This window comes from Bythopirellula polymerisocia, assembly GCF_007860015.1.
Classification (GTDB): Bacteria; Planctomycetota; Planctomycetia; order Pirellulales; family Lacipirellulaceae; genus Bythopirellula; species Bythopirellula polymerisocia.
The window spans coordinates 581092-604179 of sequence record NZ_SJPS01000002.1; the positions used below are offsets into that span (position 1 = coordinate 581092).

Annotated in this window: 17 protein-coding genes and 1 pseudogene; 9 read left to right on the forward strand and 9 right to left on the reverse strand. The window is 52.7% G+C overall.

Annotation, left to right across the window (positions count from 1 at the left end):
• Nucleotides 1-155 precede the first annotated feature (155 nt).
• Nucleotides 156-1850, forward strand: coding sequence for a peroxidase family protein (locus Pla144_RS08445; protein WP_146450002.1), 1695 nt, complete (start codon nt 156-158; stop codon nt 1848-1850).
• 67 nt (nt 1851-1917) lie between these two features.
• On the opposite strand, the gene Pla144_RS08450 is transcribed toward Pla144_RS08445, so the two are convergent.
• Complete coding sequence (locus tag Pla144_RS08450) at nt 1918-2268, reverse strand: hypothetical protein (RefSeq protein ID WP_197530508.1); 351 nt, start codon at nt 2266-2268, stop codon at nt 1918-1920.
• A 1072-nt stretch (nt 2269-3340) separates the two neighbouring features.
• On the opposite strand from Pla144_RS08450, the gene Pla144_RS08455 reads away from it, so the two are divergent.
• The 3 genes and pseudogenes from Pla144_RS08455 (at nt 3341) to Pla144_RS08465 (ending at nt 5796) form a co-directional block, all read left to right on the forward strand.
• On the forward strand, nt 3341-4162 hold the full coding sequence (locus tag Pla144_RS08455) for a hypothetical protein (protein WP_146450004.1): 822 nt from the start codon (nt 3341-3343) through the stop codon (nt 4160-4162).
• Nucleotides 4159-4416, forward strand: a pseudogene (locus Pla144_RS25665) (type II secretion system protein); the annotation flags it as partial. The gene Pla144_RS08455 and the pseudogene Pla144_RS25665, both read left to right, overlap by 4 nt.
• A gap of 432 nt (nt 4417-4848) precedes the next feature.
• On the forward strand, nt 4849-5796 hold the full coding sequence (locus Pla144_RS08465; protein ID WP_146450008.1) for a hypothetical protein: 948 nt from the start codon (nt 4849-4851) through the stop codon (nt 5794-5796).
• Here Pla144_RS08465 and Pla144_RS08470 read toward each other — a convergent pair.
• A complete protein-coding gene (locus Pla144_RS08470) occupies nt 5793-6266 on the reverse strand; it encodes a flavin reductase family protein (RefSeq protein WP_146450010.1) in 474 nt (157 codons plus the stop codon). The genes Pla144_RS08465 and Pla144_RS08470 overlap by 4 nt on opposite strands.
• 62 nt (nt 6267-6328) lie before the next feature.
• Nucleotides 6329-6637: an MTH1187 family thiamine-binding protein gene (locus tag Pla144_RS08475; RefSeq protein ID WP_146450012.1), complete on the reverse strand. Its 309-nt coding sequence runs from the start codon at nt 6635-6637 to the stop codon at nt 6329-6331.
• Between the two features lie 218 nt (nt 6638-6855).
• Here Pla144_RS08475 and Pla144_RS08480 point away from each other — a divergent pair, with 218 nt between their 5' ends.
• Genes Pla144_RS08480 through tsaD form a run of 3 tightly spaced genes read left to right on the forward strand, consistent with a single transcriptional unit; the run spans nt 6856 to nt 9844 of the window.
• Nucleotides 6856-8064 carry a DUF1207 domain-containing protein gene (locus Pla144_RS08480; protein WP_197530509.1) on the forward strand — a complete coding sequence of 403 codons (1209 nt, stop codon included), beginning with the start codon at nt 6856-6858 and terminating at the stop codon, nt 8062-8064.
• A 55-nt stretch (nt 8065-8119) separates the two neighbouring features.
• Nucleotides 8120-8812: a class I SAM-dependent methyltransferase gene (locus Pla144_RS08485; RefSeq protein ID WP_146450017.1), complete on the forward strand. Its 693-nt coding sequence runs from the start codon at nt 8120-8122 to the stop codon at nt 8810-8812.
• A 3-nt stretch (nt 8813-8815) separates the two neighbouring features.
• Nucleotides 8816-9844 (forward strand): tRNA (adenosine(37)-N6)-threonylcarbamoyltransferase complex transferase subunit TsaD, encoded by a 1029-nt coding sequence (tsaD, locus tag Pla144_RS08490; protein WP_146450019.1) that lies wholly within the window; start codon nt 8816-8818, stop codon nt 9842-9844.
• Between the two features lie 87 nt (nt 9845-9931).
• On the opposite strand, the gene Pla144_RS08495 is transcribed toward tsaD, so the two are convergent.
• Together Pla144_RS08495 and Pla144_RS08500 are read right to left on the reverse strand one after the other, a co-directional pair.
• Nucleotides 9932-10453, reverse strand: a complete 522-nt coding sequence (locus Pla144_RS08495; protein ID WP_146450021.1) for a hypothetical protein — start codon at nt 10451-10453, stop codon at nt 9932-9934.
• A 416-nt stretch (nt 10454-10869) separates the two neighbouring features.
• Entirely contained in the window at nt 10870-12042 is a 1173-nt protein-coding gene (locus tag Pla144_RS08500) for a S1C family serine protease (protein ID WP_197530510.1), read from the reverse strand.
• Between the two features lie 495 nt (nt 12043-12537).
• Here Pla144_RS08500 and Pla144_RS08505 point away from each other — a divergent pair, with 495 nt between their 5' ends.
• A complete protein-coding gene (locus tag Pla144_RS08505; protein ID WP_146450023.1) occupies nt 12538-13668 on the forward strand; it encodes a redoxin domain-containing protein in 1131 nt (376 codons plus the stop codon).
• Between the two features lie 62 nt (nt 13669-13730).
• Here Pla144_RS08505 and Pla144_RS08510 read toward each other — a convergent pair whose 3' ends face one another.
• On the reverse strand, nt 13731-15650 hold the full coding sequence (locus Pla144_RS08510) for an SLC13 family permease (RefSeq protein ID WP_146450025.1): 1920 nt from the start codon (nt 15648-15650) through the stop codon (nt 13731-13733).
• Between the two features lie 484 nt (nt 15651-16134).
• Here Pla144_RS08510 and Pla144_RS08515 point away from each other — a divergent pair, with 484 nt between their 5' ends.
• Nucleotides 16135-20106, forward strand: a complete 3972-nt coding sequence (locus Pla144_RS08515) for a VWA domain-containing protein (RefSeq protein WP_146450027.1) — start codon at nt 16135-16137, stop codon at nt 20104-20106.
• An 11-nt stretch (nt 20107-20117) separates the two neighbouring features.
• Here Pla144_RS08515 and rph read toward each other — a convergent pair whose 3' ends face one another.
• Genes rph through Pla144_RS08530 form a run of 3 tightly spaced genes read right to left on the reverse strand, consistent with a single transcriptional unit; the run spans nt 20118 to nt 23055 of the window.
• Nucleotides 20118-20837, reverse strand: a complete 720-nt coding sequence (gene rph, locus Pla144_RS08520; RefSeq protein WP_146450029.1) for a ribonuclease PH — start codon at nt 20835-20837, stop codon at nt 20118-20120.
• Between the two features lie 39 nt (nt 20838-20876).
• A complete protein-coding gene (gene argF, locus Pla144_RS08525; protein ID WP_146450031.1) occupies nt 20877-21794 on the reverse strand; it encodes an ornithine carbamoyltransferase in 918 nt (305 codons plus the stop codon).
• A gap of 55 nt (nt 21795-21849) precedes the next feature.
• Nucleotides 21850-23055 carry an aspartate aminotransferase family protein gene (locus Pla144_RS08530; protein WP_231936247.1) on the reverse strand — a complete coding sequence of 402 codons (1206 nt, stop codon included), beginning with the start codon at nt 23053-23055 and terminating at the stop codon, nt 21850-21852.
• Nucleotides 23056-23088: the final 33 nt, after the last annotated feature.

Sequence of the window (23088 nt, forward strand, 5' to 3'; positions counted from 1 at the left end):
GGCTCAGGATTCTGCTGAAAAGGCGAGAATTTCCTTGTGTTCCCTCTCCCCATTACGGTACGATTTCAGTAGTCCGGGTTTAGGATATTCGCAGGTAATTACGGCTGACAATGCAGGGAAGCACATTTTTTGCCACTCTTGAAGAAACGACAGCTATGTTCTCGGCCATTCATCAATCGCCAAGATTTCCGTTCGTGGCGAGTTTTTTCGTCGTGTTTTTCCTTGGTTCGACCATCGCTCTGGGAGAAAATCGATCTATCGATGGGACGGGGAACAATTTACTTAACTCTACATGGGGTGCCGCCGGGACGAACCTTGCCCGCATGTCTGCCCCTGCTTATGACGATGGCATCTCAACACCTCGTGGTTCCTCTCTGACTCTGCCAAATCCTCGCGATGTGAGTAACATGGTCGTTGCCCAGGCCGCCTCGCAACCCAACGCCCACTCGATGACCGGTTGGGTCTTTCAATGGGGCCAATTCGTCGATCACGATCTAGATTTGACAGGATCAGCCTCTCCCAGTGAGCCGTACCATATCTCGATTCCCGCCGGTGATCCGATTTTTGATCCTGGCGATACGGGAACGCAAACTATGTCTTTCAATCGGTCGAATTACGACACGACCACTGGCACATCGGTCGCCAACCCACGTCAGCAAATCAATCAGATCACTTCCTACCTTGATGCTTCAAACGTCTATGGATCAGATGGTGCCAGGGCAGCCGCATTAAGAACCCTCAGTGGCGGCCGCCTCAAAACGAGTGCTGGCGATCTCCTCCCCCTCAACACGCTTGGACTGGCCAACGATACCGGGGGGCCCGCCGATCCAACCCAGTTTTATGTCGCAGGAGATGTGCGGGCCAACGAGCAAGTGGGGCTTACCGCGATACATACGTTGTTCATGCGAGAGCACAATCGATTGGCAGACGAAATCGCAGTTGCTAATCCTCTCTGGGACGATGAACAGATCTATCAACGGGCCCGTAAGCTCGTGGGTGCCCAAATCCAAGCAATCACCTACCAGGAGTTCCTGCCGGCACTTTTGGGATCGGCCGCCCCCGACATCAATAGCGTTTATGATCCTGGGCTAAACGCCTCGATTCTCAATGAGTTCTCGACGGCCCTATACCGAGTTGGTCATACGATGCTGCCGCAAAGTCTGATGCGGATGCAGAATGATGGAAGTGAGGCTCCAGGCGGAGCGATGGAACTACGAGATGCCTTCTTTCTGCCTCAAAATCTCGCAGCAACCAATGAATTGGAGTACCACCTCAAGGGGCTGGCATCGGAGGTTCAGCAGGATGTCGACATGCACATGGTAGATGATGTGCGCAACTTTCTTTTTGGAATTCCTGTCCCAGGCGGTTTTGACCTGGCCAGCCTGAACATCCAACGCGGGCGTGACCACGGACTTCCGGACTACAATTCAATGAGGGTGGCCTTCGGGCTCAGCCCAAAGCTGACGTTTGCCGACATTAGTTCCGATCTGACCGTACAGACAGGCTTGCAGTCTCTCTATGGCACGGTCGACGAAATCGACGCCTGGGTCGGTGCATTGTCGGAAGACCACGTCGTCGGTTGCCAAGTCGGAGAGTTAATCGCTGCGGGCTTGGTCGAACAATTCACCCGTGCGCGGGATGGCGACCGATTTTGGTACACCCGTGATGAAGAACTTTCCGGAGACCTTGCTTGGCTATCATCGCTCAGGCTTTCAGACATCATTCGCTTGAACAGTGGTATCACGAACTTGCAGGATCATGTGTTCTTTATGGCTGTCCCTGAACCGGGCAGTTTAGCCTTAGCCCTGCTCGCTGCCGTCATCGTGCCCATATCCGTTCGCCGACGGTAAACGAAAAAAGTGCAGCATCCTTGGGAATTGCTGCACTTTGAATTCGGATCCGAAAAATAGCCACGAACTACTTGATGGCGTCGGCGGCTTCTCGTGCTTTATCGGCAGCGGCATCAGCTGCGTCTGCAGCACCTTCAGCGGCGTCTACGGCAGTATCTTTCACAGCTTTACCAGCCGATTCGGCAGCGTCCTTCACCTTATCAGCAGCATCGCCTACCTTGTCGGCAGCTTTGTCCGTTGCATCCTTAGCAGCGTCCATCGCGTCTTTTGCGCCTTCCTTAGTTTTCTCGGCAGCCTTCTCCACCTCAGTGGCTGCATCCTTCATCGTGTCGGCCGCTTTTTGTTTGTCGCCCTGCCCACAACCCACAACGGTTGCCAAACATATCGCCAACGAACCAATCAGAAATGAAAATCGCATAGTAATGTCCTTTCAAAAAAATGTTTCGTCACGCTAGCCTCTATAAGCAAGGACAAGGTGACGTGGTGAATTGTCTACCTATTATGCATCATAGCACTCTTAAAAACGGGGTTTCCAGCCTTGCACCGTGAAATAAGGGCATTCTTTCTGGTTCTATTCCTCCTGAAGTCGCAAATGCCCTGTATTCGTTGCATTCGCGTTGTATTCGCTGTCCCTCGTAGCTTATTGACCTCCCCTCAGCAAAATCATAGATTGCACAATTAATCTTCCCGTTTCCCCCCAAATTTCCGATCACCCCTGTGTTTTCCTGCCTCTTTCACTGGCGATTTTGCACTCTGCGGCGCGTCGCAGGATTAGTGAGTGCTATCGCGGTGGCAATTGCGACCCTGGGAATTCCCCTTCCGCAACAGGTGATGAAAGTCATTACCGAGCCCTTTCCATGTATGCACTGTGGCTGCGGGTGTACCGATGCGGCCACTTGCTGGAAGGAATGTTGCTGTTTTTCTACCGAGGAAAAACTGGCGTGGGCGAAGGAACATGGCGTGCAGCCCCCGGCGTTTCTAGCTGCACTAGCATCCGGGGTAGAACACTGCGAAGACGAAACAGTGGAGGATAATTGCAAAGCAACTCAATGCGATGAGCTGGACGTTGAACTGGCGAATCTAAAACCGTGCTGCCGAGCTAGGGTACTTGCTGCGCGGCAAGCCGATAAGTCCAGCTGCTGCTCTCAGCCCTCACGAGTCAAAACTACTGCTCGGCTACCGGGTATCATTGCGATCCATGCCCTCAAGTGCCACGGGCATTCGCTTACAGTATCCCTGCTGCCCCCATCACTTCCAGTGAGCAATTTGGCGAGCGACAATCTGCTCGACAGAAATGGCTTGATTGCCTTGCCATTCGAATCTCTTTACGGATCCCCTTCTTTCGATTCGGTGAAGCCTCCTCCAGAATTCGCAGCGAGTTAACTCCGCAAGGCAAATTCTGTTTCTAAGGAATTTCGTAGGCGCTTCGCGACAACTGAACGTGCGCGCTGGTCCGGTGTATTCCCAGTTTCTCGAGAGGAGAACAAAACATGTATTCGAAAATGTGTGTTTTGGTCATGGCAATGTGTTGTTGCTTGACCAGCGTGATGGCTCATGGTCCGCAAATTCAAACGACCAATGATTCCGGTAAAATTGTAACACGTGAAATTGTCGATGCTTCCGATTACGACACTGTATTGACGAATCCCAAACAAGTTTATGTGATGCCACTCGCAAAGGTTGCCAGCGTTTGGCGGGCTCAGCCCGACTCCGCCTTCATTGGTTGGCCAGGTTTTGCATACGGCTTCGGCTATGATGCAACGACTAATCCAGAGCCCTTCCCAGTCGGGTCAAAGTTCGTATTGGGATTTATCGACGGACTGAAATCTTGGAACGGGAGTGCATTCGCAGATGCTGGGGCGAGTGAAGCCGAAGCGTATCGCGGCACTTCGGTAGCACCATCGGCATTAGCAAGAACATCTGACTCGGGACCTTTTGCAAGCTTAGAGTTTCCCGGCGGCGCAGGCATCTCATATGCCTCTGAAGGAAGCGAAGTGCATAACACCGTCAATTACCGCATGCTTGGCGACGGTAATTCAGATACTAGCTTTTTGCCAGACGGCATCTACCTCTTGAGCATGCAACTCTCGAGCTCAGACCAGTCAATAGCCGCATCGGACCCGTTTTATTTTATGTTAACGAAAAATGGTGCGAGTGATCTTGAAGAAGCAATTGCCTGGCTGCCAATCGATTCTAGCTTGGTCCAAGTGATTGTACCCGAACCTTCGATGCTGAGCATCTCTGTAGTTGGTCTCTTGTCTCTGATTGTTTTAGGTGATCTAAGTCGATCCTCTCGTCGGCAAATGCCATGAGAAACTGCCAACGTGCGATGACGTTAGTTGAATTGCTGGTAGTGATTGCGATCATTGCCACGCTGGTTGGTTTGCTCTTGCCAGCAGTGCAGAGCGCGCGGTCTGCCGCGCGCTCTGCCTCATGCAAGAACAACCTGAGGCAGATTGGGCTGGCAACTCACCGATATGTTGATACGCACGACGGCGAATTGCCCGATTGGTGGCACGCCGGCAAGGTTAAAGGAGAGCGAAGCTGGATTTTTACTCTCGCTCCGTACCTGGAGAATGTCGATAGCATTCGAATCTGTCCCGAAGACCTCCGAGCCGACGAACGCCTGCAAAACCGCGCTTCGAGTTATGTCATCAACAACTACTTAACCACGACGGGTGAATACTCCGCTCGCAACCTCCGACAGATTTCCGCCACTAGCCGCACGATCGTGTCGATGGAAATCGCTGACAAATTATCGGCCATACCAGATAACGAACACACACATTCGACCGACTGGTTTTCACCAATCAACGTATTCGACGACGTTGTCCTTGAGGAAATACGACGAGAGGTGCAGATCGATCGACACAATGAGACGGCTCATTATCTTTACCTGGATGGTCACGTTGCCACGATCCCCTCAGACCAAATCGCACAGTGGGCCACGTCAGTGATTGATTTTGCTAAACCCCAATAACCTATCGGGAAACCAAAGATGAAAAACCACTTTTTGTCCATCTGTTTAGCGTTCTTGACAGCAGGACTTTCAGCGACGAATGCCGTGGGGCACGGATCACCCATCCACATCGATGTTGAAGCCGGCACGTTGACTACAAACGGGGGTCTCGCATTGGCCAGTGGTTTCTCGACGAAGGCATTCGACCCGTCGGAGGATGCAGGCCTCGACTTTCCTGGCTTAACTGTGCGAACTGATCTGCCTGGCTTTGACATATCAGGCTTGACGAGCGGTTCAACTTTGCAGCTTGAAATCCTTGGACGACACGACTTAACCGACTCCAACCAACGGCTGCGGTGGCTTTGGTATTGGGATTCTACGGGCCACGATGTTAGCGAGGCAGAGAATGACCCCGATTTCAAGTTCCGCAGAACGGATTTACTAGGTTCCCTGACGATCGATCAATTCACACAGCCGGCACAAAGCGAATTGACTGTGTCCGAATCAATTACCCCCGACTCGCATCAGCATTACCTGCGCTACGAACTCGATAATTCTCCTGCTGCCGCATTCGGAGTCTATGGAGTTTTCGCACGAGTACTCTCTCCGGGCTTTAATGCCTCGGAGCCGTTTCTTCTGGCGTTTGCCTATGGTGTGGGTGTCGAGGACTATGCGACCGGTGCGCTGGCAATCAACCGTGCCGCCGGCCCACGCGGCGACTATGACATCGATGGCGACGTAGATGGGCGGGATCTTTTAGTTTGGCAACGTCTATTTGATTCGACGACACGAACAGTCGCGGATGCTTCGCTCAACGGAGTCGTGGATGCCGCGGACTTGCTAATCTGGCAGCAGCAGTACGGTGAATCGCTTGGCGACAGTATTCTGCTGGCAACGCAGCATGTGCCCGAGCCAGGGGCGATTTTTCTGGCCGTCCTTGCGATGATTTGCTTGGCGAGCCAAGGACGCAAGAGACTGGCGAACTAGTAATTGCTCCCACTCTTGCGGATATGCACCGTCGGCATGGTGTCACTTTGTAGGGCACCTCTCACCACCTTGGCGAGAAAGATGCGGTGGTCACCCGAACTGATGTGCGACACCGGCTCACATTCGAGATGCCCCATACAGTCGGCCAAGATGGGAACCGCCCGTGGGCAATGTTTCAAATTGAGTCCCGTAAAGGCGGGCTCGTCTGGCTCAAACCCTTTGCCGAAATGCTTGATCATCTCCATATGATTTTCACCCAACATATTCAGTACAAAGGGTTCCCCCCTACTTAGCCATTCTTCTACATAACGACCCAATCGCACGGCAACCGTAACCATGGGCGGTTCGAAACCCGCCTGCATGACCCAGCTGGTGAGCATGCCGGTGGCCCGCTCGCCACTTCCAGCAGTCAGAATAAAGAGACCGCTGGGAACACGGCCAAGCACTGCATCACAGTCAAATTTTGTCATTTTGTATTCTCAATATTAAGATAGAACGCTTGCGATGATTCCTTGAATCACAGCGAGGCTGATTAACGACGAATGGATCGCCCCAAATGTTGTTCGACGCGATCGACCTTAGAAGTGAGTCGCCCACTCATCCCGCGACGAAAATCGAGCTTGGCCGAGCAGGTAACGCGATTGGATTTTTCCGCCATCTTTTCGATACACTGCTTCATCAAATCCATGACCTCTGCCAGCTCACCCTCAACTATCGTTCCCATCGAATGAACCTCATAATTCAGTCCACTTCTGTCCACCAGATCGACGCATTGGGCGACGTACTGGCTCACGCTCTCCCCAGAGCCCATCGGGACGATGCTCATTTCCAATAGGACCATGCTTAGAAACACTCTGTAGCGATATCTTGCTAGCAAAAAGGTATTTTACGTTGAACATTCACAGTGTCGATCACAACATGCTAGCAAAACGGAGCTGATTCTGTAAGTTCCGCCTCCAGAAGCAACAAGATCGGCCTTCGCGGCAAGTTAATCATCGCCTATCCTCCGCACCCTCCCAGAGGGGGCTTTCGCTGCTTGCCCTATCCGAGAAATCACAATTGGCTCTGACTCAAATGGTTTTGTTTCGCTTCATCACAGTACTGGTTCTGGCAGCGCATTGCTTCTCGGCAATCATAGTCACGGCCCAATCTGTCGGAGGGCGAAACTCTTCCTGGACGCCTTATCGACCAGTCGAACCCGTCAAAAACTATCGTGTTGCCGAATCGTCATCGCCATCTCATAAGCCAACAGCGACTATCGAAGTTACCCCATCGCAATATGTCATGTGCGAACCTTGTGAGCCGGTCTACAGCGATGTGATCTCAGACTTGGACCTTGAGCAGATGCGACCGTGCCAGCCGGGATGTGTCGGCTTGCAACAAATGTGCACCCAACCGATGTGCGTAAATCCGACTAACGGCATGCCAATGGCAATGCCGGTGCAAGGCGAAATGATGCCTTACCAGAACATCGTAGCCCAAGGAAACGGAGCTTGGAGTTGGGAACTCTTGCCCGGCGATGTGATATGGCATTCCTATTGGGCCGGTGTAAAAGAATCTCGCATGTCAGGCGTTGTGTTCCAAGAACTCAGCGATGGAATGACTCTTCTTGATGTGACGCTCGGAGGACGAGCCTCAATAGTTCGCTATGGGACTCGCTGCCATGGTCGGCCTATGGGGTGGGAATTGCAGATCGAAGGTGCGGGGATGCCTCGCATCAATCTCGATGAGAATTGGGACCTTGAAGCTGCAGACTTCCGTTTCGGTATGCCACTTATCTACGGCGCGGAGCGTGTCCAATGGAAATTAAGCTACTATCACCTCAGCTCCCACTTGGGGGATGAATACATCGAGCGAACCGGCATACCTGCCTCGGATCGAGTCAACTATGCCCGCGACGAAATCATACTTGGCTTTTCTTTTTTCCCTCTACCCGCCTGGAGATGGTATGCCGAAGGAGGGTGGGCCTTCTACGCGAATGAAGGAGCCGACCCCTGGGAATTCCAATTCGGCCTCGATTACGCCCAACCCGGTCCTACCGGATGTCTAGGCACACCATTCTTCGCCGTGAATGGATATCTGCGCGAGGAACTCGATTTCGGCGGCAGCTTCACCGGACAGGCAGGCTGGCTCTGGCGTGGCTACTCTGGCAAAGTGCTTCGCACGGGCGTGCACTACTACAACGGCAAAAGCAGCCAATTTGCATTCAACGGTCCACTTGAGCAATTCGAGCAACAGATCGGCATGGGATTGTGGTACGACTTTTGAACCTGGCCAACTTTGACGCCTAGGAACCGTCTTTCAGAACTCTTAGAATGTCTGCATGGGCAAGTGGTTCTCAGAATACCGGGTTTTCTGGCAGGAGTTTCGCCAGACATTTCACACTACTGGAGCGGTCTTGCCCAGTGGCCGCCGCTTGAGTCGGGCATTGGCCAGACAGGTGGGGCGTGACGAACGACCTCGTCGTATTCTCGAAGTCGGCCCCGGCACCGGGGCAGTCACTGCGGAGATTATCCCGCGTCTTGGCCCTGAAGATCGACTCGATCTGGTGGAGCTTAACGAGCGATTTGCTGAGATACTGCGGCAACGCTTGAATGAAGATGAGAAGTGGCAGAGAGTGGCAAATCGAGTTCGAGTCATGCAGTTGCCTGTTGAACAACTTCCCCTTAGTGAGAAATACGAGTGCATCGTCTCTGGCCTTCCACTTAACAATTTTAGTTGCGAATTTGTGCAGCAGGTTCTCGACCACTTTCATAGCCTGGCTTCCGAAGGGTGCACGCTGAGTTTCTTTGAGTACGTGGCCATTCGCAACTTCAAAGCAATGGTCAGTTCTAGGGATGAAAGAAAACGATTACAAGGCATCGATCAAATCCTGCGGCAGGAATTAGCTAGGTGGGAATTCCAGCGTAAAATCGTTTTGGCCAATGTCCCACCGGCTTGGGTCCATCATTTGCGTTTCGCTGCCCCCCTCCCCTGCTCCGATGAATACCCAGTTGTTCAGCCCGCCGTCTGTTAAACCATGATTCGACTTTTAACGATTGAATCCACCTGCGATGAGACCGCTGCGGCCGTTGTCGACGATCAACTCAATGTGCTTTCCTCGGTGGTCGCTTCGCAGAGTCATCTCCACGACCGCTATGGCGGAGTGGTACCCGAGATCGCCTCGCGGGCACATGTCGAACGAATCATGCCGGTCATCGACCAAGCATTGAGGCAGGCGCAGGTTGATCTTGCCGACTTAGACGCGATTGCTGTCGCCAATCAACCGGGCCTGGCCGGTTCGCTTCTCGTGGGACTGATTGCTGCCAAAACACTCAGTTTCGCGCACGACATCCCGTTGATCGCCATCGACCACCTCCAGGCCCATATCTACGCCTGTCAAATAGATAGTGGCCTCAACGTGTTTCCCTGCGTGGGCTTAATTGTCAGCGGCGGGCATTCGAACCTTTATCGTTGCGAAACGGCTCTGGACTTCACACCACTTGGCAGCACTATCGACGACGCCGCTGGGGAAGCTTTCGACAAGGTGGCCAGCATGTTGGGACTGGGCTATCCCGGTGGACCGGCGATCCAAAAGGCAGCGGAAAACGGCAATCCGAAAAGATTCAAACTGCCTCGACCCCTGAAGGACAATCCAGAGCGACTTGATTTCAGTTTCAGCGGTCTAAAGACGGCCGTAAGATACGAACTGTTTGGCCCCGGCAAAGTCGATCCAGAAGCAATCGCCGAACTCGATCCGCAGCGAATTGCCGACATGGCAGCCAGTTTTCAGGACGCCGTGGTCGACTGCCTCATTGCCAAATCCGAACTTGCCCTCATTAAAACGGGTTTCCAGCGCCTATGCATCGGAGGAGGCGTCGCCGCCAATTCACATTTCCGCCAGCGGATCGCTGACCACGCTGGTCGCATCGGATATGAACTCTTCATCCCCCCCCTAAAGCTGTGCACCGATAATGCGGTAATGGGAGCGATCGCCGTGGAACGCTATCGGGCCGGCTTGTTCGAACAGTTATCGCTCGATATTTGTCCTGGGCTTGTGCGGCACTAGCTAATTGCTGAGGATCATCAAATTGAAGAAGGTGCGACCCGCCGTAGCAAGCCGCACCTTGGAATGCAATCGATTTGCGTGCAGAACTCAATAGCCTTGCTGGGCCTTTTTCTGACACGAAGGGCAGTACGAAGGACTCACGACCGACGTGTCGACGCCTTCGCTCCCACGGAAGAAGGAAGTCTGCTCAATACGCAGAGGTTTTACACCACTCTGATAGGTACTCAAAGTCTTCTGCCATTCTTCATCGGAAACCTTGCCGGTCTTCTTGCAGAGAACAACTGAACCGGTCTTATCGATGATCGCCGCAAAGGGAAACTCCGTCGCTTTGAATGCATCTGCAACTCGCTTCCCGTATTCAGTGGAAACATCCACATGGCAGCGCTCATAGGCGTTGAGCAATTCTTCTTGCTCACCTTCGGCCACCATTTGTTCTTCAGAAGCGGCCGCGGCGGGATCGCTAGGATTGTCGAGTACAATCAACAAAGGTCGAGAATCTGCTTGAGACGCTTCCAAGGCCTTGCCATAGTCAGACTGCCACTCGGCAGAATCACTAGAAATTCCAAATGACATCAAAGCGATTGCGGTCATTGCTAAAACTTCAACCATTTCAACTCCTTTCGAGGCGAGAACTATGTTGTAGCTTCGCCACTAGAAAAAAAACCGACCGGCAACACACCGGGCGAGAATCTACAGGGTGTGCATTGAATACTGAGAACGACCAATTCCGTTTAGTGCGGCCTGAAACGAAGGCCTGGTACGAATGTCATCCTGACTGGGGGATGGTGAGTGAGAAACTCTAAGGCGGGGGTGAATAACTAGGCACGCACAATGGGATATCGTAACGTGCATTTATCTTTCGCAGAATCTTAACGAATCGAGCAGCAACTGCAACCACCAAAACCGGCCAGTTGCCAAACATTGCAAATAAAGTATGGCCGTTAAGCCCCCCAGGCCAGGGGAGTCATGCATCCTAACTCTTGTATTGGAAGTGACTTACGTCGAAATGAATAAAAGTAGAAGATCTACTCTTCCACCAAGGTAACTGGGATTTCCAATTGCTGACCGTCGCGAAGAATCGTGAGATAAACCACCTCGCCGGGCTTGTATTCCAATATCTTGTCGAGAAAACGGGCCCCCGTCCGAATCGCTTCTCCGTCGACGGCCAGGATGCGATCTGCGTGGCTGCGATCGACCGTCTCGGTCTCATAAATAACAGGACCTTGCTGGCGACGTTGAACGACTCTGCGAAATCCTTGCAGCCCAGCCCGCTCAGCAGGTCCATTGGGAGCCAGACGCGCGACCACCAGACCCGACTCCGTTTCCATAACGTGTGTGATACCAATATCTGCGCGAACGACATGACCGTGCTCGATCAACTCCGGAACAATCATTTTGATGCGGTCGATGGGAATGGCAAAACCAACGCCGGCATTCTGCCCCGTCTTGGTGGCAATCGCTACGCACATGCCGAGCATCTCGCCATTCGTGCTTAAGAGCGGACCACCCGAATTGCCTGGGTTCATGGCCGCATCGGTTTGAATGAGCGACTTCATCGCGCGGCCCGGCACGCGACTTGGCAAATCGCGGTTGAGACTAGAGACGATTCCGGTTGTAAGTGTCCCATCCCATCCGAAGGGATTGCCCAGGACATATACTCGCTGGCCAACTCGTACGTTCTCCGATGTCCCCAATACAATTGGTGTCAGTTCCTTGCTGGGTGCTTGAATCTTCAACACGGCGATGTCGTGTTCCTTGTCCTCTCCAATCAGCACAGCGGTATAGGTTTTGTTGGATGCGAGTGTTACCTCGACCTCATTGGCGCCGTCAACCACATGGGAGTTAGTGAGAATGTGCCCCGACTTGTCGATGATGGCTCCCGAACCTGAGCCTTCGGATTCGCGCTGCATCATGAAGAAGCGATCGATCTGAACGCTACGAGTATTGATATTCACGACACTCGGGTTGGCGTGTTCATAAACGTAGATGTTCGTTTGCTCTTCGGGAGTTAGAGAGTTGCCCGCACCTGGGCGAACCTCCCAATTCGGCGAGGAATCCACTCCTGCCGCAACGCCCGGTTGCACGGCATACGCAATTCCAGAAGGATGAGTAAGATTATTAATCCACTCAGAAGAGGATGTACCCACGGCAAGTCCCAAGAGTCCCATCAAACAGCCAAATGCCAAATATCGTTTCATGTTCGAAAGCCCCACATGCTAGGTGAGCAAAAAACTAACTCAAAACCGCGTCAGCCACGCAAATTGCCTGGCGCACCATAACTCCCTACGATCATGGTGATTTAGCGGTTCATTTGCAAGGTTTTCCGGAGAGGATGACCTGTAGCTGGACTGAGAGAATTCTAGCCTCGGTTTTTTACGGATGAAACACAGATTCTGCGGAAGTCTAAATTCAATCCGTTTCCCAAAAAATGTCTAATGTTACAGCTAGTGGCCGAAAATAATGGGCTCTGGCGGTGCGAACCTCTCATTGATATTTATGACTGCCCTTGCCCCATTATTCGGACATCTCAAAGTTGGCAATTTCACGCCAGCGACGACAGGTTGTGGAAATTGGAGATTATTCGACAAGGCCATAGAATTCGGTAAATTGTTTGTAAGATTCCGTACCCAGCAAGCGACTCACATCAATGCGGGGATGATCCGCTTTCAACGATAAAATGGAGGTAATCCATAATGAAGTCAACTCTGGTACTAATCAGTTTGCTCACTCTGCTGGCGATTCCGGTCGTCGCAGCACCTCAGACTCCAACTGATCTCGGTCAATACTCAGATCTGATCCCACGACATCTACTAAGCCTCTTGCATGCCCCGGAGGTCCACAAAGAATTGGGTTTGACGAACGAGCAAGTGAAAGATTTGGAAGGGCTCTTCTCGGAAATCGACGGTCGCTGGTTCGCTGCGCGAATCCTGCCGCGCGATCAACAGTCGACAATTGTCACTGAATTGGAGGGCAAAGTCTGGAATTGGTTTGATAAGCATACCAAGCCTGACCAGCAACAGCGGCTACAACAACTCGAGTACTATTCACAAGCGGGACGCATGTTGTTGCGACCCGATCTTGCCAAACAGATCGAATTGCAAGCCGCTGAGCAAGCAAGTCTTGCCGAGTTGGCCAGGGATGTCCAAGCTGCTGAACAGAACTTGCAAAACACCCAATACGGCGATCCGAAGATCCCCGAGCTTCAATCCGAACTCAAAAAAGCAGCTGAGGCGGAGCGGGCAGGACTGACCCAGTACCTAACCACCTCGCAAAAAGAACAACTCAGCAAGATTCTCGGCGAAGCGTTCGATACGACGAAACTCAAACGCATCTATCCCATGGCGCCGGAATTCGTCAGCGTCAAATACTGGATCAATTCAGCACCGCTGAAGTTGGCCGAATTGCGTGGCAAAGTCGTTTTGGTTCATTTTTACGCCTTTCAGTGCCACAACTGTCACGCCAATTTTGGAATCTATCAACGCTGGTACCAAGAGCTGACCGACAAGGGGGTGGCGGTCGTCGGCATTCAAACGCCTGAAACGAGTCTTGAACGGGATCCCCAAGCGGTCAAAGAAGCTGCCCGAGAGAGAGGCCTCTATTTTCCGATCATGATCGACTTGGAATCAGAGAACTGGAAGGTTTGGGGTAACACCATGTGGCCGACCGTCTACGTCGTCGACAAAAATGGCTACATTCGTCACTGGTGGCAAGGCGAATTGAACTGGAAAGGTGCAACTAGCGACAAAGTTATCGAAGACCTAGTCGACGACCTGCTTGCCGAAAGCGAACAGAATGAAAGTTCTGAAATCACAAGCTCCAAATGAAAAGACTTGGCTTTTTCGTGAGTCGAACTTCGGGGCAAAAAAGGTCCGTTGGCAATGGCAAGTCAGCGAATGAAGGGAAAGATACGGGGGATCAGCGTGAGCGCCGTCACTGTCAAGATCAAAGCCAAAGGCCAACCTGCTCGCCAATAATCCCGGGGGTGATACCCGCCGGGGCCCATCACCATTAGGTTGGTCTGGTAGCCGATCGGGGTAACAAAACTCAAGCTGGCAGCCATTGTGACTGCAACAATAAACGGCCTCGGATCGTACCCGGCGACGATTGCTAGGTTTACCGCAACGGGGATCATGGTAGTAGCAACCGCCACATTAGTGATCGACTCGGTAAAAAGCTGCGCCATGACATAGGTCAAGGCAAGTAAGAAATAGGGTTTCCATGTATCATTCACTCCGAGTGTCGTAGCACCATCCACCATTGTGCTAGCCAGCCACCTCGCAGCTCCACTCTGATCAAGTGCTTCTCCAAGTGCCAGGGCTGCCGCGATCGTTAACAAAACCTGTAAGTCGATTGCTGTACGGGCTTCCGAGGTGGTCATGCATCGGGTAACAATCATCAGCAGCACGACTGTGATCGCTGCAATTGAGTGAACATCTCTGGCTGAAAAGTTGCCCCATGCCAGCAGGTCGGGCTTCAGACTGCTCAGAGTCAGCCAACCAATTAGTCCTACAAATAGGATTGCCGCGAGTAGTGCGCGATCATGTCGGCGTGCTGTGGTTGCCCCTACACTGCTGACCAAATAAAAGTCGCGACTGTGCCGATGGGCACCCACAAACTCATTGCGGGTCTGCAAGAGAAGCGTGTCTCCCGGTTCAAGGCGAACGTTTCCCACCTTGTTTGTCAGCCTTTCACCATTGCGATGCACGGCCACCACAGCCGCATTGTAGAGCTTTCGAAAATCGGCATCTCGGATAGTGAGTCCGATCAGTGGTGATGTGGACGAAAGCACGGCCTCACTCAATTGCCGATGGGTCCGCTCTGAGGGTGTCGTCTCAAACGTCGAATCGACTGCGGGGACCAATCCCGGAATTCGTTCCAGATCCGCGATAGTAGTCACTACTCCCGTGAAGACCAAATGATCGCCCGATTGTATTTTGTCTTGGGGACTCACAGGGGTAATAGTCTCACCACCACGGTCGATTTCGATAAGGAACAAACCTGGAAGATTCCGCAACCCTGCATTCTGAACGCTCTTTCCGATCAACGGACATTTTTCTTCTACGTGCATTTCGACCAGATACTCTCGATGCTTTTCGCCAAACTGCTCGAGTAGTTCGGATCGATCCGGTAATCTGCGAGGAATCACGAACAGCATATAGCCGATCGCCACTAGAGCCACGGGTACTCCCACCGCAGTAATCTCAAAAAAAGTAAGCTCGCCAATTCGTTCTTTGATCTCGGGAGAGTAAATCCCTTCTTTCACCATCGCAGCCAATCTGCCGTTAATCACGAGCGTTGTGCTGGTACCGATAAGTGTGCAGACTCCTCCAGCGATCGTTAGATAACTAAGTGGAATCAGCAGCCGAGAGGGGGAGATGTTGCGTTGTCGACACCAGTCAACTACCACCGGGGCCATCATCGCTACCAGAGGGGTATTGAGAATAAAGGCCGAAGAAGGAACGACGGCCGCTGCCAATCGGAATAACGCACTTCGCTCCGTAGTAGCACTACCAAGCAACCGGTTGCCAATCCAGTCCAAGGCCCCTGTCGATCTCAGTCCGGCTGAAGCAGCGAACAACGCTGCGATCAACACGACTGCCTTGTTCGAAAACCCAGCTAACGCGCGGCTGGGAGTCAACACGCCGGTAAGTGTCAGCACTACCAAGCCCGAGAGGAACAGTAAGTCAATCGGTACAACCCGCTTGCGCTGCATGGCCAAGAAAATCGCCACCGTCGTGAATATGGCAATCTTCCCGTCGAACGAGAGCGAGGGCGCCTGAGCTAAAATCAACGGCCATTCAAACACACAAAAGTCCAATTCTTGTCAGAAGCTTAGGGTTGCCCATTCCGAGAACAAAATGCCACACAGGTGTCCAAAATGCCATCCCAGACCCAGGAGGAACAGAAAAATGGCCTATGGCTTAATCCGCATGACTATATTGAATGTGCCTCTCGCGACTGGTCTGTCGCAAAACCGAAAGCAGCGAATCGGGGCAATTATGCTGCTAGTCAGCCCAAAACTACAACCCAGAAATGCAGATCGTAGCGATTCTCCTGTGAAATTTTGCCTCACTTGGCTACCCAGAGGAATCCTCAAGCCGAAATATCTCGACTTATTCTGCCCAATTTCTTGTGGCAGATCGAATTCAGTCAGCTTAAACTAAGAGTAGTTGGAGATTCATAGCTGATCTGCGCTCTGTGTCAGGGGGGAGTTTCCCTGCCCCGCGTGGGTTGCACCAACGGAACAGATCCAGGCACCTTCGCCGAAGTTACAGAACGGGAGCGCTTCAATGCGTAAGTATCCATTAATTGCAGCCTGCTTGTTTGTTACGACGATCTTGATCGGCTCAAAGGCTAATTCAGCCATAGCCGCGGACTCGTCACGAATGATCACCTATGAGCACGAGGGCCAGACTGCATACGCAGTAAGTCTCATGGCCGACATGCCACAAAAGGAAGTTGAACGGTCAGCGGTTGTGGTCTTGTTTGACACTTCGGCCAGCCAACAGGGTGAGTACCGAGAATCAGCACTCGCAGCACTCGACACCTTACTCGCTGGTTTGCGTCCAACTGATAAGGTCGAACTCATGGGTGTCGATCTCGATACCAATCGACTTACTAAGGCTTTCGTAGCGCCCCAGAGCGCAGAAATGCAAGCCGCCGTCGCAGAGCTTCGCAGGCAGGTCCCGCTGGGCTCAACTGATATGGTTGCAGCCCTTACCAAAGCCGTCGGGCAATTGAACTCCGTGGATGGCGTCCAACGATCTATTATTTACATCGGTGACGGAATCAGCACTGCCAATTTACTCGACACCCCAACCCTCAAAAAAGCAATCGACCAGCTTCGAGCGACTCAGGCGAGTGTATCAAGCTTCGCAGTCGGGCCACGACTCGATTCGCAACTCTTGGCCGTTCTTGCGAACCAAAGCGGTGGCAATCTCACTATCCAACAAAACGAAGGTGACCTGATTCGCAACGCACAGTTAGCTGGCAAAGACCTAATTGCCACCATCAATGGAAAAGTAATGTGGCCAACTGAAGCCCAACTCCCCCCGGAAATGGGACAATACTATCCTTCCGCAGTGCCTCCACTGAGGTCCGATCGGGACACAATAATTGTTGGGTCAACTACCGACCAAATGCCAGCTTCACTCGATGTTGAAATCAAAGCTGGCAATGAGGCTTTCAAATGGAGCGTAGCGCCCGAGGAAACTTCGGACGACAATGCCTTTCTGACGGAAGTTATCGAGATCGCTAAACCTGATCAGGGACTTTCATTGCCGACGGTTGGTTCGAACGGCCTCAGAGACGTTGCTCGCATGATCGGTGCACGCTTAGACGGATTCACTCAAGTTGCACAGCGTGCAGCCGCCATGGGTGACCACAAATCTGCCCGTCGCATTGCCAAAGCTGTCCTCCGGAGCGACCCGGGGAACGTGCAAGCTCGGACCGTACAGAACTTTGTCGAAAGCGAAGTGCCCATTGAAGATGAAACCATCATTTATCCCCAAGAAGAGTATGTCGTAGAACCTGGAGTTCCACTCTCGGGAGACATCACGCTCGTGCAACCCAATGAGGAACTACTTGGACCTATGTCCCGTGATGGCGAATTTCTTGACCAAGTCGAGCAAGAACGCCGTGTTTATGCAGACATGCTTAGTAAAGAAATACAGAACGTCGTCATCAATGCGCGATCAGGCATGTCAGCAGACCCTCAGAGCACGATCCAAGACTTGAAACTGGCCTTAGAGAGCGTGCAACGGGCTGTGGATCTATCTCCGGAAAAACGAGCCGAATTACTAGGCAAATTGAAGTCGACTCTTGCAGAAGCACGCCATCAGGCCTTCTTGAAGGACGAGATTGATCGCGAACGCGAAGAATCATTGGCCGCGGCCCGTGAGAGCAAGCTAATCAACGATCGACTTGAACAGCGCATTGAACGTCAGAAACAACTCATGGAGAGATTCAGTGCGCTGATCGACGAAAAGCGATATCTGGAAGCTAAAGAGGTCGCCCAAGTTGTGGAAGAAATTGATCCCGATGGCGTAACACCACGCGTAGCGAGTCTCTACGCAACCTTCAAGCGACACCACTATTTGCAAGCCGTTACCAGAGCTGCGCGTTGGCAAGGATTCTTTGACACGATGTATCAGAATGAACTTTCAAGCATTCCGTTCCCAGACGATCCTCCAATCATCTATCCCGATGCAGAAGAGTGGGAAGCTCTCACAGCTCGTCGCAAGAAATACGCTTCGGTGGATTTGAGTGCACGGAGTAAGGCTGAAGAACAAATCGAGTCGGCACTCCGTGAACCTCTCAAAGCTCCACTTCAATACGAAGATCAACCCCTGAACGAAGTGATTAATACCCTTCAGGAAGAGTACGACATTCCCATCATCTTTGACAATGCGGCTCTGGATGAAGTAGCGATTAGTCCCGATACGGAAGTCACAATCAATTTGCGTAGTATTTCACTCCGCTCGGCATTGAATCTGCTGTTGCGTCAACCTGGCCTGGAAGATCTTACGTATACGATTGATGAAGAAGTGCTGTTGATCACGACAGAAGAAAAAGCTAACGAGTCTCTGAAGGTCAAGGTTTATCCCGTGGCCGATTTGGTACTTCCCATCCAGAATGCAGGCCTTACAGGAGTCGGTTCCAGTGGTGGCGGCATGGGTGGCGGCATGGGTGGCGGCATGGGTGGTGGTATGGGCGGTGGTATGGGCGGTGGCATGGGTGGTGGCATGGGAGGTGGCGGTGGTGGCATGGGAGGTGGCGGCGGCGGTGGATTCTTTAACGTCGGTGATGAACTGACCAAGAAACCAGATCAGGTATTACAGCCAAACGAAGAAACAGCCGTCTCCTCGAAAGACAGTGTCTCTTCGAGTAAACCCGAGAGTGCGAATAAAGTGGATTGGCAACTGCGATTCGCGAACGAGCAGTTGGATGCAGTCGAAGTGCGCCAGATCGCCCGCGACTTAATGAAAAAGGACAATCCAGCTGAAACGATCGACATGATTCAAGCAGCGATCCAACACGGACAATCCCAACCATGGATGTATGAAACCTTGGGGATTGCGATGGAATTGGATGGCCGCCCCAAAAGTGAAATTGAGCGGGCTGTGATGTCGGCTTGCGATTTTAGCACTTCTCCTGACCAGCTGTTGTTGATCGCCCAGTACCTGTCGCATATCGATTTGGATTCGCGCGCACTGGACGTCTATCGCCAGATTACCAAGTTGCCTGGACTCCATCCCGAGGCGTATGCCCTTGGTTTGCAAACGGCGCAACGCGTTGATGATTCCGCAGGGATTCGCTGGGCAACCGTGGGAATTCTTGAGAATTCTTGGCCCAGCGATCAGCAACACGTCTATGACACGGCTTTCCGAGTTGCCAAAGCCACTCTCGAAGCGATGGAGAAAAATAGTGATCCACTCTATGCCGAGTACCGAGAACAATGCGAGAAAGCCTTGTCTCGTGATGTGGTCATAAAAGTTACTTGGTCGGGTGATGCAGACATCGACTTGATCGTCGAAGAACCTGGTGGCACGGTGTGCTCACTCCAGCAACCACGCACACCAGGGGGTGGAGTTTGCAGCGGTGATATTTCTCCTGAGGACGATACTCCCGAACGTGCCTCATCGTTTACCGAAACCTACACTTGTGCCCAAGCGTTCCCAGGCACATACCGTGCTCGCTTGCGGAAAATAGATGGCGACGTTGTCGCCGACAAAGTTATCGTCGATATTTACAAGCATTACGGCACTGATCGCCAGGCTCATGAACGGCAACACGTCAAAATACAAGACGATTCTGACTCCATGGCAGTCTTTGAACTTGAAGATGGTCGCCGTCTGGAATCACTCGAGGATCAGCAATTACAAATTGCTGTAGGCCGTCAACAGGCGCTCAGCCAGTCAGTCTTAGCCCAGCAATTGGGGGGATTCTCTGATCCCCGGATCGCTGCCCTACGTGGGGCGGGTGGCGACAACAACTTGGCTCGTCGAATGGCCTTGGCAGGCCAGATCGGTGCCGTCGGATTCCAGCCAATCATTCAAGTACTTCCGGACGGCGTCCAGATGACCGCCACAGCGGTAGTTTCTGCAGACCGTCGCTACGTGCGAGTTTCAGCCACTCCTTCGTTCACTGGTATCGGAAACGTGCAGAACTTCAGCTTTGCTTCCCAAGTGCAATCGGGAGGTGCCGGCGGCGGTGGTATCGGCGGTGGTGGCGGTGGCGGCGGTGGTGGTGGCGGAATCTAGCCTCGCCACGATTAATGCTCGAGATGTTTTGCTTGAAATTGGCTGAGCTGGGTGATGCCCCGTTCTGCCAGATCAATCATGGCCAGTAGCTGAGCCTTATCAAAGGTGGCTTCCTCGCCGGATCCTTGGACTTCGACAAATCTGCCGCGACCCGTCATCACGACATTCATGTCGACATCAGCCCGCACATCCTCAGAGTAGTCGAGGTCCAACAAGGGCTCGCCGTCGACGATTCCGACACTTACCGCTGCAATACTGTCGGTAAAGGGAAGTTGGCCGGATTGGAATTCTGGGAGGGACCCTATTGCCTCCGCCAGAGCCACATAACCGCCGGAAATACTAGCGGTACGTGTCCCACCGTCGGCTTCGAGTACGTCGCAGTCTACCGTGATTGTGCGTTCACCGAGAGCCGCAAGATCGACTATCCCTCTTAAGCTACGACCAATCAGACGCTGGATTTCGGAGCTACGGCCATCGACCTTCCCGCTTCTATCACGCTGTTTTCGCGGAGATGTGCTCCCCGGAAGCATGTTGTATTCGGCGGTCACCCACCCCTTGCCACGTCCCTCAAGCCACGGCGGCACCTGATTCTCAATGCTGGCTGTACAAAGGACCGTGGTACTACCCGCACGAACAAGCACTTTTCCAGCAGCCGCCCCGGGCACATTGCGTTCGAGTAAAAATGTCCGCAAGGTGTCGGCGGCGCGGTTGTTTGCGCGATCAGGCATCATGTTCACTTTCCGTGGGGGAAATTTTGATGAAAGAAGGGATTATTTTTGTGCGGCCAATAACCATGCCAGGATTCCCTTCTGAACATGCATGCGGTTACCCGCCTGTTCGACGATTACGCTATTAGGGCTGTCCATTACTTCATCTGTAACCTCTTCACCCCGCTTGGCTGGCAAGCAATGCATAAAGAGTGCATCCGAAGGTGCTGCGGCCATCAGCTTTCCGTTCACCTGGAAAGGAGCAAAATCTTTGCGGCGTTGCTCTTGCTCCTTTTCTTGTCCCATACTTGCCCATACATCGGTGTAAACAGCATTAGCGCCGCGGACGGCCTCCACAGGATCACTGGTAAGTGTGAGGTTCATGCCGGGACACTCTTTGCTCAAGTCGGCAATAAACTCGTCAGAAAAACCGTAGCCCTGAGGATTGGCCACTGCAAGGTGCACACCCAGCCTGCCGCAAGCAAGCGCCAGGCTGCGCGCCACATTGTTCGCATCACCTACCCAGGCAAGCTTGGACTGATTGAGTGACTTCACATGGCACTGAATTGTGTACAAATCTGCCAGCGCCTGGCATGGATGAGCCTGATCGGTGAGCCCATTGATCACACTACAGGACGCGTACTTGGCCACTTCCTCTACGGTCGAATGCAGTTTACAGCGCATCACCAGCACATCGATGTACTCGCTTAGCACGCGGCTAAAATCATCGATTCGTTCCCGTTTGCCAAAACCAGCGTCGTCTCCCAACATGATGGAGGATCCCCCCATGTGGGCCATGCCGGCTTCGAAACTCACCCGCGTACGGAGTGATTGCTTCTCAAATACCAGAGCCATAACCCGTCCGGGCAAGATCGGCTCGCGAATCCCTTTAGCCAGTTTGGTTTTCAAATCGGACGTCAGCGCAAAGATTCTCTGAATCTCTTCGGTTGTTACATCACGTAAGGTTACCAGGTGTCTCATTATTGAATCCTCTTCGTCCAGTTGAGCGTTCGATTAGATTGGCCTGGGATGTGGCTCAAGGGTTATGTTCACGAAGCACGTTGGCAAGAATCTCGCAACCACTTTCCAGCAGTTCATCGCTGAGGGTCATCGCCGGGAGCAAGCGAATGACGTTGCCCTGAGTGCAATTAATCAACAGGCCACGATCGAGGCACTGCTGCACGATAGGAGCCCCTGGCACGCGGAGTTCTAAGCCAATCATCAGACCGCAAATTCGCAACTCGGCAACATAGGGAAGCTCATCGACCAACGTAGCTAGCTGCCTACGAAACCCTTCGCCCAGTTCGGTTGCCCGCTGCAAGAGCCCAAGTTCTTCGATCATCTCGATCGTGGCAATCCCTGCACGGGCAGCGATAGGGTTGCCCCCGAAGGTAGCAGCGTGCATTCCTGGTCGAAGACTCTTGGCGATCTCTTTTCTAGCCAACATCGCCCCACCTGCGATCCCGCCGCACAAGCTTTTGGCAAGCGTCATGATGTCCGGCTCTACACCAAAATGCTGATAAGCAAACCACTTGCCCGTGCGACCACAGCCGGCTTGAACTTCATCAAAGATGAGCAATAAGCCTCTTTCGTCGGCCAGCTTCCGCAAACCATTTAAGAATCCCTCGGGAGGAATACGAATGCCACCTTCTCCCTGGATTGGTTCAACCAGGATGGCGGTCGTTTCATCGTCAACCTTTGCGGCAACAGCTTCAAGGTTGCCGAACGGGGCATAAATAAAGCCTGGCAGTAGCGGTCCGATCCCTTCGTGGTATTTGGGCTGCGCTGTGGCGGTCGTCGCTGCGTAGGTACGACCGTGAAAGCTTCCCTCGAAGGAAATGATCTTGTACTTCGTGGAAGAACTGTTCAGGCGTGCCAGTTTGATCGCGGCTTCGTTGGCTTCGGTACCCGAATTGCAGAAAAACGCTTGGCCGCCAAAGCTCCGCTCGCTCAAGAGCTTTGCCCACTGGCCTTGAGCCTCCATGTACCAAGAGTTCGGCACATGGATGAGTTCTGCCACCTGCTCCTGAACTGCTTTTACGACGGGATCCGGACAGTGTCCCAAGAGATTACAGCCCCACCCGGGGAAAAAATCGAGATAGCGATTCCCCTGGTCGTCCCACACGTGCGAACCCTCGCCTCGAACCAGAGACAGAGGAAAACGCCCGTAGTTTGGGATTACATAGTCATCAAACAACTGCAAGGTGGCTTGCGAAATAGCTGTTTTCTCGGCAATGGGCACTGATATTTCCTTAGGTTGAGGTGCGGAGCATGA